Annotated in this window: 13 protein-coding genes; 6 read left to right on the top strand and 7 right to left on the bottom strand. The window is 67.7% G+C overall.

Going from position 1 to position 16,426, the window contains the following annotated elements:
- Positions 1-471 precede the first annotated feature (471 nt).
- The 4 genes from AB0F11_RS13505 (at position 472) to AB0F11_RS13520 (ending at position 6,645) form a co-directional block, all read left to right on the top strand.
- Complete coding sequence (locus AB0F11_RS13505; protein ID WP_362171940.1) at positions 472-1,035, top strand: hypothetical protein; 564 nt, start codon at positions 472-474, stop codon at positions 1,033-1,035.
- A gap of 20 nt (positions 1,036-1,055) precedes the next feature.
- Positions 1,056-3,692 carry a Helicase associated domain protein gene (locus tag AB0F11_RS13510; RefSeq protein ID WP_362171943.1) on the top strand — a complete coding sequence of 879 codons (2,637 nt, stop codon included), beginning with the start codon at positions 1,056-1,058 and terminating at the stop codon, positions 3,690-3,692.
- A 964-nt stretch (positions 3,693-4,656) separates the two neighbouring features.
- Positions 4,657-4,923, top strand: a complete 267-nt coding sequence (locus AB0F11_RS13515) for a hypothetical protein (protein ID WP_362171946.1) — start codon at positions 4,657-4,659, stop codon at positions 4,921-4,923.
- 30 nt (positions 4,924-4,953) lie between these two features.
- On the top strand, positions 4,954-6,645 hold the full coding sequence (locus tag AB0F11_RS13520; RefSeq protein WP_362171949.1) for a hypothetical protein: 1,692 nt from the start codon (positions 4,954-4,956) through the stop codon (positions 6,643-6,645).
- Between the two features lie 105 nt (positions 6,646-6,750).
- On the opposite strand, the gene AB0F11_RS13525 is transcribed toward AB0F11_RS13520, so the two are convergent.
- Positions 6,751-7,254, bottom strand: a complete 504-nt coding sequence (locus AB0F11_RS13525; protein ID WP_362171951.1) for a hypothetical protein — start codon at positions 7,252-7,254, stop codon at positions 6,751-6,753.
- Positions 7,255-7,258: 4 nt separating this feature from the next.
- On the opposite strand from AB0F11_RS13525, the gene AB0F11_RS13530 reads away from it, so the two are divergent.
- Both AB0F11_RS13530 and AB0F11_RS13535 read left to right on the top strand, forming a co-directional pair.
- Positions 7,259-7,522, top strand: a complete 264-nt coding sequence (locus tag AB0F11_RS13530; RefSeq protein WP_362171954.1) for a hypothetical protein — start codon at positions 7,259-7,261, stop codon at positions 7,520-7,522.
- A gap of 397 nt (positions 7,523-7,919) precedes the next feature.
- A complete protein-coding gene (locus AB0F11_RS13535; protein WP_362171957.1) occupies positions 7,920-8,624 on the top strand; it encodes a hypothetical protein in 705 nt (234 codons plus the stop codon).
- Between the two features lie 48 nt (positions 8,625-8,672).
- Here the strand turns inward: AB0F11_RS13535 and AB0F11_RS13540 are convergent, their stop codons facing one another.
- From AB0F11_RS13540 to mobF, 6 genes are all read right to left on the bottom strand, one after another.
- On the bottom strand, positions 8,673-9,149 hold the full coding sequence (locus AB0F11_RS13540; protein WP_359230715.1) for a hypothetical protein: 477 nt from the start codon (positions 9,147-9,149) through the stop codon (positions 8,673-8,675).
- 399 nt (positions 9,150-9,548) lie between these two features.
- Positions 9,549-10,622 carry a replication-relaxation family protein gene (locus tag AB0F11_RS13545; protein ID WP_362171960.1) on the bottom strand — a complete coding sequence of 358 codons (1,074 nt, stop codon included), beginning with the start codon at positions 10,620-10,622 and terminating at the stop codon, positions 9,549-9,551.
- A gap of 118 nt (positions 10,623-10,740) precedes the next feature.
- Complete coding sequence (locus AB0F11_RS13550; protein ID WP_362171963.1) at positions 10,741-11,211, bottom strand: hypothetical protein; 471 nt, start codon at positions 11,209-11,211, stop codon at positions 10,741-10,743.
- Between the two features lie 213 nt (positions 11,212-11,424).
- Positions 11,425-12,684 (bottom strand): group II intron reverse transcriptase/maturase, encoded by a 1,260-nt coding sequence (gene ltrA, locus AB0F11_RS13555; protein ID WP_362171966.1) that lies wholly within the window; start codon positions 12,682-12,684, stop codon positions 11,425-11,427.
- An 885-nt stretch (positions 12,685-13,569) separates the two neighbouring features.
- Positions 13,570-13,896, bottom strand: coding sequence for a hypothetical protein (locus tag AB0F11_RS13560; RefSeq protein ID WP_362171969.1), 327 nt, complete (start codon positions 13,894-13,896; stop codon positions 13,570-13,572).
- Positions 13,893-15,656, bottom strand: a complete 1,764-nt coding sequence (gene mobF / locus AB0F11_RS13565; protein ID WP_362172325.1) for a MobF family relaxase — start codon at positions 15,654-15,656, stop codon at positions 13,893-13,895. The genes AB0F11_RS13560 and mobF overlap by 4 nt, the downstream gene beginning before the upstream one ends.
- Positions 15,657-16,426: the final 770 nt, after the last annotated feature.

Here is a 16,426-nt window from a genome sequence, read left to right on the forward strand (position 1 = left end):
GGCAGATGGACGGTGACGACGGCGTCGTGGCCCTCGTCGAGGGTGCCCGGCGGGCCGCCGACCGGGCCCGCGAAGGGGGCGCGCGGGGCGCTGCCCTTTCGGCTCTGCCTCCAGGGCCAGCCCGCTCCGCGGGCGGCCAGCGGCGGAAGAGTGGGGCTGGGTGGTGGGTAGTAAGTTGCATACGCACGGCGGGGAACAGGCCGGATTCGAACCGGCGTCATCCCCTCTTGTCGAGAAGGTCGCGTCAACCTCTGCGCTACAGCCCCCGCCGCGGTACCCGCAGTCTATGTGACCGGGTGACAGTGTCCTCCACTGGCGCGCACGGTCGCCGTTGGAGTGGAAGGGTGCGGGTGGGGATGTTCGCGTCTCGTCCTAGCTGGCTCTGGCGGGGCAGCTGCATCAGCTGATGCAGCATGTACTATTGGAGAAATAGAGCCACACCATCCAGGTGCTCCGAGTGAGGCTTCGCGGATGCTTGTCTACGAATATCTTCCCTATGAACTGGCTCGCCTCGATGTCCTGGGCCAAGCGGCGGGCCTGGACCTGATCCAGGTCATGGAGCGCGTACGTCTCGCTGCGAGGCGCGAGGCTCTCGCGAGCGCTGGGCCGGATGAACCACACGTCCTGAGCGAGGCGTGGATCGCCTCCTTCCAGCACAACCAATGGCGGCGGATCGCCCGTGTGATGGCTGAGCAGCGGATGTCCGTGTACAAGCCCACGGAAGACCGGCGCGCAGTCCGCTACGACGAAGAGCGGCTGCAGCGCGTTGAGAAGGACTGTGCCGATGCCGGGCAGCCCGACGGTCGGGCCCCCATCGAGATGCTGCGGCACCGCGTCTACCGGATCACAGCACGCCCGGCTGCCGCCCCCGCGGGAGAGCAGCACCTGGTCCGCCACTATTTCGCCGGCTCGGAAGCCGCCGCAGTCGAGCACGCCCAGCGCTGGTTCAGCCGCCAGGGCGGATCCAACGAGAGCGGCGAATACCGGATCGTCTCCGTCGAGCAGGTCCTTCCCCAGCCGGGAGAATTCTTTTGATCCAGCTCCGAGAACACCAGATGGACCAGAAATCTGCATTCCGGAAATGGGTCGGATTCCCTGCAAGATCATCCGTGCCCCTGCAAGGTGCCCGAGGCACCATCGTGTCAGCGACCGGGTCCGGGAAGACGATCACAGCCGCCGCGAGCGCGCTGGAATGCCTCCCCGGGGGCCGAATCCTGGTGACGGTCCCGACCCTGGACCTGCTCGCCCAGACCGCCCAGGCGTGGCGCCTGGTGGGCCACCGGGCCCCGATGGTCGCAGTGTGCTCGCTGGAGAACGACCCGGTGCTGAACGAGCTCAGGGTCCGCACCACCACCAACCCCATCCAGCTGGCGCTGTGGGCCGGGTCGGGGCCGGTCGTCGTGTTCGCCACGTACGCCTCCCTGGTGGACCGCGAGGACCTCGAAGCACCCGAGGGACAGCGGAAGGTTCGCGGGCCGCTGGAGGCCGCTCTGGCGGGCGGGGAGCGGCTCTACGGGCAGCAGATGGCGGGCTTCGACCTCGCGATCGTCGACGAGGCCCACGGCACTGCCGGCGACCTCGGACGCCCCTGGGCCGCCATCCACGACAACGGCAGGATCCCGGCGGACTTCCGGCTCTACCTGACTGCGACACCGCGCATCCTGGCCGCGGCCGCGCCTCAGAAGGGCGCGGAGGGGCAGGAGCCGGAGATCGCGAGCATGGCCGACGACCCGGAGGGCACCTACGGGGCGTGGCTGGCCGAGCTCGGGCTGAGCGAGGCGATCGAGCGGGGGATCCTCGCCGGGTTCGAGATCGACGTCCTGGAGATCCGCGACCCCTCCCCCGTCCTCGGCGAGTCCGAGGAAGCGCAGCGGGGCCGGCGCCTGGCGCTGCTGCAGGCCGCGCTCCTGGAGCACGCCGCGGCGTACAACCTGCGTACGGTCATGACCTTCCACCAGAAAGTCGAGGAGGCGGCCGCGTTCGCGGAGAAGCTGCCCGAGACTGCCGCCGAGCTGTACGTCAACGACGCCTCCGACGCCGATCTGGCGGCCGCGGAGAGGCTGCCGAAGTCGTCGATCGAGGCGGAGTTCTACGAGCTGGAAGCCGGCCGTCACGTCCCGCCCGACCGGGTGTGGTCGGCATGGCTGTGCGGCGACCACCTCGTCACCGAGCGCCGCGAGGTCCTGCGACAGTTCGCCAACGGCATCGACGTCAACAACCGGCGCGTACACCGCGCGTTCCTCGCCTCCGTCCGTGTCCTCGGGGAAGGCGTCGACATCACGGGTGAGCGGGGCGTGGAAGCGATCTGCTTCGCCGACACCCGCGGCTCCCAGGTCGAGATCGTCCAGAACATCGGCCGGGCCCTGCGGCTCAACAAGGACGGCTCCACGAAGATCGCGCGGATCATCGTTCCCGTGTTTCTGGAGCCGGGCGAGGACCCCACCGACATGGTCGCCAGCGCCAGCTTCCGCCCTCTTGTAGCGGTCCTCCAGGGCCTGCGCTCTCATGACGACCGTCTGGTCGAGCAGCTCGCCTCCCGGGCTCTGACGAGCGGCAAGCGCAAGGTTCATCTCCGGCGGGACGAGGACGGGCGGATCGTCGGGGCCGGCGGGGAGGGCGAGGACCAGGAGGACGGCACCGACGCGGCGGCCGAGTCGGCGCTGCTGCACTTCTCCAGCCCCCGGGACGCCGCCACCATCGCCGCGTTCCTGCGCACCCGCGTCTACCGGCCCGAGTCGCTGGTGTGGCTGGAGGGCTACCAGGCCCTCATCCGGTGGCGGGCCGAGAACGAGATCACCGGACTTCACGCCGTCCCGTACGACACCGAGGTCGAAGTCGGCGTCACCAAGGCGTTCCCACTCGGCAGGTGGGTGCACCAGCAGCGCAAGGCCCTGCGCACCGGGGAGCTCGAGGAGCATCGCAAGACGCTGCTGGACGCGCCGGAGGCCGGGATGGTGTGGGAGCCCGGTGAGGAGGCGTGGGAGGCCAAGCTCGCCGTGCTCCGGTCCTACCGGCGGGCCACCGGCCACCTCGCGCCCCGGCAGGACGCCATGTGGGGCGAGGACGACGAGATGGTGCCCATCGGCCAGTACATGGCCAACCTCCGCCGCAAGGGCGCCAAGAACGGACTCGGGAAAGACGAGAACACCGCAGCGACCCGGGGCGCGCAGCTCACCGCGATCGACAAAGACTGGAACTGCCCCTGGCCGCTGGACTGGCAGCGGCACTTCCGGGTCCTGACGGACCTGGTCGACGCCGACGGTCAGCTGCCCGACATCGCCCCGGGTGTGCTGATGGACGGCGACGACATCGGCCGGTGGCTCCAGCAGCAGAAGCAGCCGGCCACCTGGGCGCGGCTGTTGCCCGAACAGCAGGCGCGGTTGACCGCACTGGGCGTGGAGCCCGCTCAGGCGCCGCCTCCGGCCCCGGCGGCCGCGCGTACGGCGAAGGGGCCGAGCAAGGCACAGCAGGCGTTCCAGCGGGGCCTGGCGGCCCTTGCGCAGTGGGTGGAACGGGAAGGCGCCCACCGGCCGGTCCCACGCGCCCACGGGGAGGAGGTTGCGGTCGAGGGCGAAGCGGAGCCTGTGATCGTGAAGCTGGGGGTGTGGGTCTCCAACACCAAGAGCAGGCGCGACAAGCTCACCGCCGACCAGCTCGCTGCCCTCGCGAAGCTGGGGGTCGACTGGGCGTGACAGGTTGCCCGGCTCGTCGTTGAGCGGGGAGGTCAGCGAAGTGGAGGCCCCGGGGCGTCGTGACCCCCGGGGCCTTCGTCTCGCTCCTGGCACCGGATGGCGGTGCAACACGGAGCTGCAACGCGGGCCCCAGACCGGCCTTCGGCCGGTGTTCTCGCTTGGGCGTCTTCCGCGGCGGCGGCACCGCCGACTGCAGCGCCTGCCTCACCGTCCGCCGGTGAGTGCTGTACCTCTCCGCCAACGCGCGCTGCGACAGCGAGGGATCAAGACGCCTGTCCCTGCGGATATTCGCAAACAGTTCGACCCGCGACGAACCCACCCCGGCCTCCCGACATGACCGTGCACCCGAACGACACGGCCCCGACATGACCGTGAACGACGGACCACACCCTGTCGTCGCGAGGCGGACGGCCCACAGCATTCACTCCAACGTGGGCACGTCGCCATGGCGTTATCCCGGGGCCGAACGGGGTCGAAGGTGCGGCGTCCGGGGCCTCTGGCCTGCGCACTACACCGTTCTGTGTGCGGCTCCAGAGTCTCGCCGGTCCGTTCCCGCCCTAACGCGACCACGCTGCGGGCCGGGCAGATGCGACGACGTGGCACTGGAAGTACCCTAAAGAAGTAGTGACACAGGCGTGTCGACGGCTTAAACGCTCAGTTTGGCTGCCTTAGGTCATGTAAGTCGAGGAGCGCCGGAGACATCGAGCTTCGCTCCTGACTTTGCAGCGCTCGATGCGCAAGCGGTTTCATGCTCCACAGCGGCCCCGTACACCAAAGTCCGGCGGAAGCCGTGAGTGACGAGGTACATGGCAGCCAAACCGAAGCCCACGTGACGGGAAGCTGACGTTCCAGCAGGTTGTTCGTCAATTTGCTATCCCAGAATTTTGCCAATCTGGCCGCACCTCGCTGGTTGGCTCCAGTAGTAGTGGGTGCAGTCTGACGCCAATTCAAGTTGGAGTGAGTCATGACTGATGATGCATATCGCAGTCAAAGCGAAGCCGGTATGTCTGACGCCGAACCAGATATGACCGACGACGGGAAGCTGACAATCGAGCAGGTTTTGAAGATGGTCGAAGGCCTCAGTGAAAAGGGTGTCATCAACCTCGACGCACCTCTCAAGGACCTTACTAGTCCGCTGAAGGACACACTCGCCGGAGAAGCGGACCTCACAATACAAGGAGAAATTTACGTCTGGGACCACTGGTGGGCAATCGGCCCCAGCCCTCATTGACCACCTGCGTTGGAATTAGGAGGAGCGAGAATGCCCGGTGAGGAGTTCAAAGAAGGATATCTAACCGCAGTCTGGAACTCAGAGCGAGACTTGTTCCCAGACTCGGTGAGCGACCCTCAGAGGCTGCATATACTCGGGCTGACGCAGGACCGCGTCCAAGATTTTCCGCAGGACTCCATGCCCCTTTCAGAGATTTGGGGCGGCCCGAGAGAGCAGGTCACCGGGCGAACAGAAGAAGTGCTGGAGGGCCGTCTCGTCGAGGTACTTCGGTGTGCGAATGAAAGCCTAGCCCGCATTGAAGGGTATCGCTCATATTGGGGCGACAACGACGACAGCTTCGTTAGTCTCGCAGACAAAGTCATTGCCGAAACGGCTATTCTCGCCCTCGTCGCCGGTCGGCACGCCAGCGAACGGCCGCGGGTCCGGTTTCTGATCGATGAGCTTTCTCGATCACTGAGTCCTCTAGTGCGGAGCATTCGAAACGAGGCGCTGATCCGTCGCTACCCAAACGGTGCACTCACCCTCGCCGTTGGCCATGCCGTCGTTAACGCCTTGGGACTGCCCGACCCAAAATTCGATCATCTCGTGAAAAGCACACTCGCGTGCAACATCTTGGACTGCAGTGAGAGGCTCAACTTCAGGGCAATGGAGCGGCGCTGGATGACAGGGGTTCTGCACCCAGAAGCCGAGCTGTCATTCGACGATCTGATGCCCATGTCTATAGCAACACGTCAGGCACATCCGATCCACATGCTCGCAACAGATGTTTATGCACTCACGCATGTTCCCATGTTCGTGACTGATTTCGGCAGTAATCCAGCACCCGCGGACTTCCCGCATGCGACCTACGGCAACTCGCTCGATGCGGCTGCCGCTTGGGTTCTACAAACAGAAAATTTCGACTTGATGGGCGAGCTGGTTCTGGCTCGCGAGCTCCTCGGTGCCCCATGGACTGCGTCTCATGTTTTGGCATGGAAGATACTTGAGCATGCCTGGGACCATCTTGGCTTCTTGACCTCACCGAGTTTTTCAATCAAGCAACTTGACGATCTTCCAACCATCGAGAAGGCGTCATATGCATTTCTGCATACATACCATACAACCTACGTCGCCGGCATGCTGTCCGCCATCATGCTCGGCAGAGCCTCTTTTCCTCCGCAGCAAATAATGGGAACCTGCGCCATTGGAAGAGAAGAGGCAGTTGCTTTGCACCAAGAGTGCCAAGGCGCGTTCACGGCAGCCCTGGAATTCGTCGTCGGCACACATGTACCCGCGGAAGACCTTCAGCATCTCGCGGCAACGGCGCGTCAGGATGCAGGTGAATCACCCCTGCAAGCCGCACAACGCCTGATGTCTCTCCGGAGCGAGCGGGGCCGTGAGCCCGTCGGTATCGTCGCAGATATCTTCAATGACACAGGGCTTCCTTGCGCTGTAGTGGCGTCATCGCTTATCGACGGACTTCTAACCTGTGCCGCGCGTTCCTACGATCTCATGATGCTGGCGGAACTGTTGCGGACCGTAGCAGTCGGCGAACTTCCCCTGACTCCCACGGTCGCCACAGCCGCACGCTTCCTGACCCGCCAGCAGCTTCCTAGTGGGGCGATCGGTGGTTGGTTCCTAGATCCCTCGAAGGGTGGTGCATCCGTTTCGGCTACAAACGTGACCACAGTCCTCGCTGCCGCGCTGGGGGCGCTCAGCATGCATCCAGATCTTCAGCATTGAGCAGGCTGCCCGAAGCAACGATCACGCAGAACTGAGTATCGAGGCGACCATGAGTCCATCACCCAGGCACTGAAAAGGTCGGCCTAGAGCCAGCCTGATGGCCAGCTAAATCTGCGCCTCCTTGGCGCCGTTCCTTCCGCGGTGGTCGGCGGGCCTCAGGCCCGGGTTGGTCCTGCACCAGATCTCGGAGTCTTCGTCGGTCGTCTCGGTGGACGGCCCATCGTCGGCGAACCGGCGGATCCGCTCCTGCTCGGCGGTCTCGTCGTCGGTGTCATAGTGCGGCACCTGCTTCCACCAGCGGTCGTGGTCGTAGCCGTCGCAGTGGTTGAAGGCGTGGGCGGTGCTGCGCAGCCGCTGCCACTCGCGCACGATTGCGGCCCGCTGCCACGGCTCTGGGCCCTCCACTCGGAGGAGCACATCCAGGAGCCCGGCGGAGTCGCTGACCAGGATGAGCAGGGACCCCATCGCGAAGGAGGTCTCGCCGGTCTCGCCGACCTCCTCGTACATCCGCGCCAGCTGTGCGTTGAGGAACGCCTCCAGGGCGCAGACGTCCTCGCGCGTGAGGTCGGCAGCGTAGTTGAGGGTGCGCTCAGACGGCGGGTTCATCATGCGGGTGGGTCCTCCCTTTCGTGGGTGCCACTGGAACACCCCGGGTGGAGCCAAATCAACTTGGTACATCAGTGGGGCCAGAAACCACTGCCACGGTGGAGCCCAAAGAAGTGCTTACAGACACCTCACGTACGGGTACCTCCTCGCCTCCTCCGACGGCCACGGCTTCTCCTACTGGCTGTTCCTCACCGCGATCGTCGCCGTCACCCTCGGCGCCTTCTGCGTCATGCCCTACGCCCTCGTCCGCGGCACCATCAGGAGCCGCTGACCCGCCAGGCCGTCTGCTATCTACCCCTGCCGCCGCCGGCCCCCGGACTCGGGACAGACCTCTTCGTCCGGCTATCGCGGACAAAGAGGTGTCGTTCTGCGAAGGGGGCTTGCCCATGACCTCTGACCTGCACGAATGCAAGATCACCAGATTCGGGGGGTCCCACTCCCGGTCACACCTTCGGTCCCCCGCCTAGTGCAACCGTGCAGACAACCCTCCAGCCCCCTTCCGGTGCAACCCTCCAGCGGGCCGACGCGGCCTCCAGCCGGAGAGGCTTGCCCAGGTGGGCCGGGCGGGTGAAGGCCGGCCCTGCGGCGTACCTGGGCAGCCGGGTGACCGGTTGGGGGTGGAGCGGACCGACCGGCCCGTGCACAAGGTCACGTCAGCGAGGCAGGGCATGGGACGTCACAAGCAGCACAAGCCGCGCCGCGAGAGCATCCGGCCGTCCACGGAGTGGTCCAGCACAACGTTCCACTCCGTCCTGGGGATGGTGCACCTGGACGTCCGCCAGTCCGGCAACGGCATCCTGATCACCTCCTCCCCCGCCGACATCGACGGCGCCCCGGCGTCGTGGCAGCTGCGCCTGCGCAACGACGACGACGGCCAGGGCCTGACCGAGGTGGGCACGGCCATGAAGGCCGGGCGCGGACACATCTACAGCGTCACCGAGGAGCCCGGCGCCAAGACCGTCCTGGCGTTCCTCCCGAACCACCCCGAGGAAGGCGTCGGCACCCTGGCCCGGGTCAGCACCAGCGAAGGCCCGGACAGCGACGACGTCGTCTTCGAGCGGTCCGCGGAACGGCCGATGGCACAGTGGGCCGAGGCCGGGGAGAACCTCCGGCGGATCGTGCCGCTACTCGGCCCGGACGCCCCGCCCGGGGACGAAGTCGATGACTGCCTGCCGTGCCCCGGCTGCTACCGGCCCGTCTACGACAGCTCCTCCTCGCACACCCTCATCGGCGCCACCCCGTTCCCTCTGGCCGGGTTGTGCAGGCTGTGCGCCGACGGCACCACGCTCCGCTCGCTGCGCCAGTCCGACGGCGTCCCCGTCGACCCGGAGCAGCTCGTCGTCCTGGAGACCGTAGCCGCCGCGATGGCGTAACCCCGTCCCTGGGCAAGCCTCTTCGTGGAGGGCTTGCCCAGGGTCTCCTCAGGCTTGCCCGACTGCCGGCTCCCACAGCGGGCGGGCACGGCCGGTGCCGTCGCAGTGGAAGCACCGGCCGCCCCCGGGCGTGCTGCGGGCCCCGATGGTGCCGACGGCCTGGCGCAGGAGCTGGGTGAGGCCGTGGACGTGGGCCGGGTGCAGCGTGAGTTCGTGCCGGGTGCCCACCACGATTTCCAGCGTCTCCCCGGAGAGAGCACGCCTGTCGTCCGTTTCCAGGGCAGGGACCAAATCCGCTACCAGGTTGTGCAGGTCTGCCATGGTCTCTCCGCCGGCCAGCTCCACCCGAACCCTCCAGAGGACTTCCGGCCGTGTGAGAGACAGCAGCACCTCCGGCGTCACATAGGGAAGGAAGCGGTCGGGCGCTTCGGGGTGGGTGGCGTGAAGTCGGGTCAGTGCGCGCCACATGGCGCTGGGATCGTGGAACTCAGGGTCGGATGGGCTTTCCTGCTTGTCTTCGCTCATGGCTCTGGTCTACGGCCAGCGAGGTGGCGTCGGCCGGCCTCGGGCCACCGCCTCCCAGACGGTGACGCCACGAGCTCGGGAACCGTCCCGCCCTGCGGCCCGGACGCTGGGCAAGCCCTCCGTGGCGAGGGCTTGCCCAGCGGAACCCGTGACCGATCGGCGGGCCGGGCGTGACCGATCCGTCTCCCGCGATCGGTCAAACAGCACGTCAGCGCCGTGACCGGTCCATGCAACTCCCGGCCGAGGCGGTGACCGGTCATAGGTCATCGGTCACCCGTCATCGGTCAGCCGCGCCCTGGCCGTGACCGATGCCGCCCTGCCGACGAGCCCCGGCCGGGGTGGGCAAGCCGGTGTTCGGGATGGCTTGCCCAGGCTCCCCTTGGGCTTGCCCAGCGCCGGTCAGCGGCCGACCGGTTCGGGGTAGCGGGCCCGGCGCCGGTGCGGGTCGTCGACGCCGATCTCGTACCAGGGCTCTCCGCGCTGGAGCCGGGGCAGGGTGTTCACCCACACCGCGATGGTGATGCCGTGCACGGCGGAGGTGAGCGCCTGGAGGCGGTTGTCGAGCAGGTGCTCCGCCTTGCCCGCCAGGACGACGTGCAGCCGTGGGAAGCTTGTGGAGCGGGTGTAGCGGTGGCGCTGCCAGAACGGGTACGTCCCGCCGATGGTGCCGCGGGCTCCTTCCCAGACGCGGTGCCCGGCGTAGCGCTCGTAGTCCCAGACCTCCTTGGCGAGGCGGGCCTGGGACATGGTGCCGTTGTCGAGTTCGAAGAGGCGGACCTCGCTCGTCTTGGTCGGCACGGCGAGGACGGCGTCAGTGTTGAAGGACAGGCCGGTCTCCTTGATGGCGTGGTTGACCTCCACCTGCCAGTCGGTCAGGTACTCCCGGCGCCCACCGAGGACGGTGTCGGTGTAGGCGAGGATCGTGTCGGTCACCGCGACGGCGTGCGGACCGAACCCGGCACGTACGGCCTTCGCTCCGGTGCCGGCCTTCGGGCGTGCCGGCAGCTCGTTGCCGTCGGCCAGAGCCTTCTGTCCCGCCACGGTGAGGTTCCAGATCTGGTGCTTGCCGTCCTTGCCGTTCGTCTCCACCAGCCCCAGCTCCGCCAGTTCCTTCATCGCCCTGCGCACGTACGACCGGCCGTCCGACCCCTCCCCCGTGATCACCAGAGCCATCTGCCGGACCGTGGCTATCCGCACGCACCCCAGCATCCGCAGCGCATCGGCCCGTACCTTCCCGGCCGTGGGAGTGGACTTCTTCCCCTTCGCTGGTGTCTCAGGGGAAGGGAGAGAGGTGTCGGCTCGCCGCGAGACCCCCTGGCGGGTGGTGTGATCTGCGGTGATGGGCACGACGTTGGAATCGTTCACGGCACTGGACGCGGCACTGGAATCCGGAGCGTCTGCAGGGCGCTCGGCACCCCTTGAGGTCGGGCGCGGCTCCGGCTCGGGCTGCCGGGCACTGCTGGCGTACGTCATGACGAGGCTCCTCACGCAGGTGTCGCGGGATACCGGATGGAATCCCGCCGTCACTTGCTAGAGGTGTCGCGGAAGTCGACGGTGTGACGCTCCCCTGAATGCCGTTACCGAGCCGTGATCATTCGGCAGGTGCGGCGCAAAGCTCGGAGACGATCGCGAACGAGGTCGTCACCATCGGCACCGCCATGGCCGGCGGCATCGCCGCGTGCGTGGTCTTGCCGTGCGCCATGCCGTTGCGGATCTGTCGACCATAGTCGAGGTACTCCGCCTGCCGGGCGGTCAGGATGCCAGTCTCGGCGCCCTGCTTGATGAGCTGCTGCAGCGGCTTCTTGCCCGCGCCCGGGACGCGGTCGCGCAGCACGATCTCCACCGCGATCAGGGAGTGCATGACCGCCACGGTGGAGAACTCGCAGCAGTAGTACGACTGGCACAGCAGCTCCCGGGCCGTGCGCAGGACCGTCGCCGCGAACTCGGGAACACCGGCGGGCACGACCAGGTCCTCAACGAGGTTGTGCATGTCGGCGTACTGGCCGACGAAGTGGTGGGCGCCTTCGTCCGGGACCGGGAACGGAAGCCGCTGCGTGGTCATCCCCGAAGTCTCCCAGCGGCGTACCTCGTCCGGCAGTGGATTTTCCCGGGGTCGTCTCTCAGCGTGCTGGGACAGAGATTTCTCCCCTGCCGGAATGGGCGGTATGTCGCATGTAGCGAGCCTGATCGAGTAGCCGAGGGGGATCTCACCCCTCGGCTCTCACAGAACCGTGCGTAAAAGTCTCCCGTTACACGGCTCTTGTCGTTCTGATCTTCAGATCGTGCAGGCGTCGGTGGAGAGGCTCCAGTGAGCGAACATCCGTGGGTACCGCTTGGCGATCTCCACGAGCTTGGCGTGGGCCCTCTTCGTGCCGTCGAGCCGCTTGTACTTCCGGCGGATCCAGCGCACCAGGTAGGCGTTGATGCGCATCAAGAAGGGCAGCAACTCCCACGGCCGGAAGCGGCCGTAGTAGTTGATCCAGCCCCGGACCACAGGGTTGATTCTGCGGGCGAGGTCCGCGAAGGAGATTTCGGTGCGGTAGTGCAGTTGCCAGGAACGCACCTCGCGACCGATCCGGGTCAGGGCCTGCCTGCTGATGGCCGGCTCGAACGACAGGAACTGTCTGCCGTGCCGAGTCCGGTTCTTCCTGGGCCGGAACGTGTACCCGAGGAACGTGAACGACGTGTGCTCGTAGGAGCCTCGTCGCTTGTCGTCCTTGCAGTAGATGATCCGGGTCTTGTCCGGGTGCAGCTGCAACCCGACTTCGACCAGCCTGTCCCTGAGCGCGTCCAGCACCTGGCGGGCCTGGCGCTCGGTGACGCAGTGCAGCACCGCATCGTCCGCATAGCGTTCGAACCAGATGGTCGGAAACTCCCGCGCCATCCAGATGTCGAACGCGTAGTGCAGGAACAAGTTCGCCAGGACGGGAGACACCGGTGCCCCTTGCGGGGTCCCACGTTCCCGTTCCAGCAGGGAGCCGTCGGGCATGACGAGCGGGGCAGCAAGCCACCGCCGCACGTACAGGTTCACCCAAACGGCATCGGTGTGAGCCTCCACCGCCTTGACCAGCAGGTCCCAGGGCACGCTGTCGAAGAACTTGGTGATGTCGAACTCCACCACCCAGTCCCGCTTCCAGCAGCGCTCCCGGCACCTTTCCACCGCGTCCAAAGCGGACCGTCCGGGCCGATATCCATAGCTGTCCGGATGGAACACAGGGTCCACCCGCCGCATCAGATGCCGGGCCACAACGGTCTGGGCCACACGGTCGGCGACAGCGGGAATGCCGAGCATTCTCGTGCCGCCTCCGTTTGGCTTGGGGATCTCCACCGCGCGCACTGGCGGCGGGAAGTACGAGCCCGAGGACATCCGATTCCAGACCTTGTAGAGGTTGTTCCTCAGGTCTTTCTCGAAGTCGTCGATGCTCTGCCCACCCACGCCGGGTGCGCCCTTGTTGGCCTTGACTTCCTCCCACGCCTCCTTGACTTCCCACTTCGAGATATCAAACGGCTTGATCTGAGACTTCAACTGGCCCATCGCACTCCTCCCGGGCTGACGCCTGGTTGATGTGATCAACTCAGTCACGAACGACCCGGCCCCTTCGCTCCACCCCCATTACAGGGGCTTCATCACTACTACGGGCCGGTCTGCCAGCAGGCACCGCGTCGGTACTCAACCCCTTGCGGTGTCCGCCGCTTGGGGCACTCCCTCTCCCCCGACGAACGTCGGGGTGTATCGGCGCCTGCCTTCTCCTGTTCCATGCGAGAGCCGCAGACCGGACTCACGTCGCCTCCATGCCGGACACCACCTGGCCAATAGACGGGCACCCGCCAGGCTCATCCCGGAGCTCTTGACACACCCCGGTTTCGATGTCGTCTGGTTTCTTTACGACACGTCAGCAGCGATTCACTTGCGTTCGTCTTTCCGGTCCCCACCTGACGCCTCTTACGACGCCTTTTCCTCATCGCTCACCACGACAGTCTTCAGCTAACGCAGCATGAGGCGGTTTGAAGCCTCCCCCCGCAGGGCGGCTTCGAAGGGCCACAAACCTTCATCTCTCGCACAGCATCACTTCTAGAAATCGCTCCTACATGCAACTTCCTTCCATGTTCAGGACACACGTCAAGGAGAAACCTGCGGGTGGCGAACCTGGTCAAGGGGTCGAGTTCGAACGTGGTCAAGGGGGTGGTGCGGACCTGGTCAAGGGGGTCGATGCGCGGCCCAAGCGGTGCAGATGCGGCGCACCGGGTGCAGACGACGGTGCCGCGCATCGCCGGATGGTGCGCACCCCCATGCGGTGCGCACCGCAGTGGACTCCACTCCGCGGAGTCCACCGAGTGGAGTGGCGCCCACCGGGTGGAGCCATGCGCTCCACCCGCTCGGCATCGGGCGGTCCACTCGGTGGACGATGCCCGGTTGTGGTCACCACAGCCAGGCATTCGAGTGCCGCATCCGGGACAAGGCGCGGGCGTCACGACGCGCGGCGGCACTGCCGATGCGGTTCTGCCGGGGCCGGGGTCGGCGCGCTTGGGCGCCGTAGAACCGTCGTACCCCGGCCGCCTTGAGCCGCTTGCGCTGCTTGGCCAGCTCCGCCTTCCGCGCCTTGACGGACTTCGGCTTCCGGGGCCGCTTCCAGATCGGAGTCCAGCCCGGCGCCGGACCGTAGGCGGCGGCGCGTTCCTGGGCAGCTGCCTTCAGCCGGGCGGCGACGGCTTCGATCCTCGGGTCCGCGGGCGGTGTGGTGGTCATGCGACTCCTCCGTGGGATGGGGTCCGGCCCGGCACGGGCTGGACAGGCTGATGGGCTCCCGGCGGCGGGGCCGGGGCGGGCTGAGGTGTGGGGCGGCGGGCGGCGGCTCGTTCCCGGATTCCCGCCTGGAGCCGGGCGGCCATCTCGGCGGCTGCGGCCTCCAGCGTCCGGCCGGTCTGCTCCACCGCGGCGACGTCCGTCGTCGGCTCAAGGTCCCGGCCGGCTCTCCGTTCCGCCCGCCCCGTGCGCAGGTTGGGTCTCGGGGTGGTCGGCACCGCGACGGTGTGCGGCCGGGACCGGGAGTTCAGGCGGGCCGCTCGGCGTGCTGCATGGACGCGGGCGGTCAGGGCTCCGGCTGCGAGACGGGCCCGCTCGTACGGGGCGGCGGACCGCTTCCGGGTCAGCGCGCGCAGCACGGCCTGGTCCCCGGTGTCTCGCGGGTACAGGGCGCGCAGGTCGGCGGTCATCATCCGGCCCCGGCCCACGGGGCGGGTGTAGTCGTCGACGGCCGCCTGCACGATCTGCTCGTCCAGACCGGGCCGGTGCCGGCGGCCGCGCAGGACGTAGGCGAGGTGGCGGCGGGCTTCGGCGAGGAGGTGGTGGTGCTTGAACGCGCCGCGCATCACGTACACGACGGCGGTGACGTCGACGGCGGCCAGGGCGACGTCGACGACCGGGCGGACCCGGGCCCACACCGCTGCGGCCGCCGCCCGGGCCCGCTCGGCGAGCCGGTAGACGGTGCACGCGCCGAACGCGGCGACGGCTGAGGCCCGCCACCGTGCGCGCAGCTCGGTCAGCGACAGCAGCTCCGTGCGCTTGGGTGAGCGGGTCTGGTTGGCGGCCTCGCAGGCCAGCGCGTAGGCGGCCCGCTCCCCCGGCGCGTGTCCCTGCCGCTCCTCGTACTTGGCCACCAGGACGGGGAGCGCGTCCTCGATCTGCTGGCGGCGGGTGGACTGCCAGCCGATGAGCCGCTGGTCGATCCCGGCGATCTCCATGACCGGGCGGCGGCCGGGCGTCACCTCGCGCGGCTCCCACACCCACCCGAGCCGGGCGGAGACCTCCTCCATGAAGTGGAGGGTGTAAAGGGTGTCGGCCGCGACGATGTTGGCGAGCATCGAATCGGCCGACAGGTTGCCCCACGTCCCCGCCTCGTCTGGCCGCCGGGCGCGGATGGACACCACCGCGTGGTCGTGAAGGAGCGGCTTCGTCTTGGCAGCCCGGGACTCGTAGTGCCGGAACACCGCGACGATCAGCCCGTCCCGGACCGGCTGGCGCTGCTTGCCGCCGCTCTTCCAGCGGATCTGTGCGACCGCGTCCTCGAGCCAGGCCAGTGCCTTGTCGCGGGCGATGTCCTGGCACAGCTCCAGCACCAGGCGCGTCTCGTAGTCCCCGAGTGCCCACGCGATGTGTGCCGTCGACGGGGGCCGGAACACCAGGTCCATGGCCAGCCAGGGCTTGCGCTCCTTGGCTTTCTCGGTCTTGGGCGACTGGTTGTGCTCGATGGGCCTGCCCAACACCGTCGCCCGCCGGGCCCGTGCCGGATCGTCGCCGGCCGCCAGGCGCTCGTGCTCGATCCGGTCGGCGCCCGGGTGCCGGCCCTCCCCGAGAAGGAGTTCGGCCTGCCGTTCGGTCACCACGTCCCCGGCTGTCAGGCCGACCGCGGCCAGGCCCCGGCCCTTCCACACCCCCGGTGGGACACCGGCCTCATCCTGGGCTGCCCGCAGCGGCGTACCCGCAGGGCGCCGGCCGTCGCCGACCATCACACCGCGGAAGAGATAGCGCCACCCGCTACCCGGGCCAACCTTCGACTCGCTCATCATCGGGCCATGGAACGTGGCCCGTGACCTGCGAGAAAGCGCGAACTGAGGTCTGTCCCGCCGGGCGGGAAGCCCTCACCAAATCTGTGCCGCAGCGCCCCGTCAGGCGGACCGTCACAGCAGCCCGAGACGGTAAGCCGCGCGTGCGTGCACTCTCCCCCGCATGAACATCACCAGCTACCGAGACCCCTGCCCCCTCTGCCACACCCCGCTGCTCCTGGAGGTCCTCCAGGTGCGCTCCGGGCAGTCCGACTTCCCCACCGCTGAACGCGTCACCGGGCGCCACTGCCCGGCTGCCAGACGGCCCGGTTCGAGCAGTGGGTGGAGGTGATGCAGGACCACTACGACGCCGTGTGACAGCGCCGTGCGAATACTGCGCTCGCCCCCACGAGCACCACCCACCCCGAAGTCGCACTAGTCGCACTCCAACCGACTCCACCACCATCGAGCACGCACCAGCGTGCGACTGCCCCCACCGAACGCCGCCGCTGAACACCGCGTCACCGACGCCCTTCACAACGAACAGCCACCCTCGCCCCCTGGCCACCGGCCGGGGGCTTCGTGCTTCCTGAAGGAGTTCACCGTGCCCACCTACGAGGCCGTGCCCCGCTTCACCGCCGACCTGGACCGTCTCACCCCCGAGCAGCAACGCCGCTTCCACCAGACCGTGGCCGCCTTCGTCGACGACCTGCGCACCGGCCGCTTCCGCGCCA

The sequence above is a fragment of the Streptomyces sp. NPDC032472 genome (assembly GCF_040636955.1).
GTDB lineage: Bacteria > Actinomycetota > Actinomycetes > Streptomycetales > Streptomycetaceae > Streptomyces.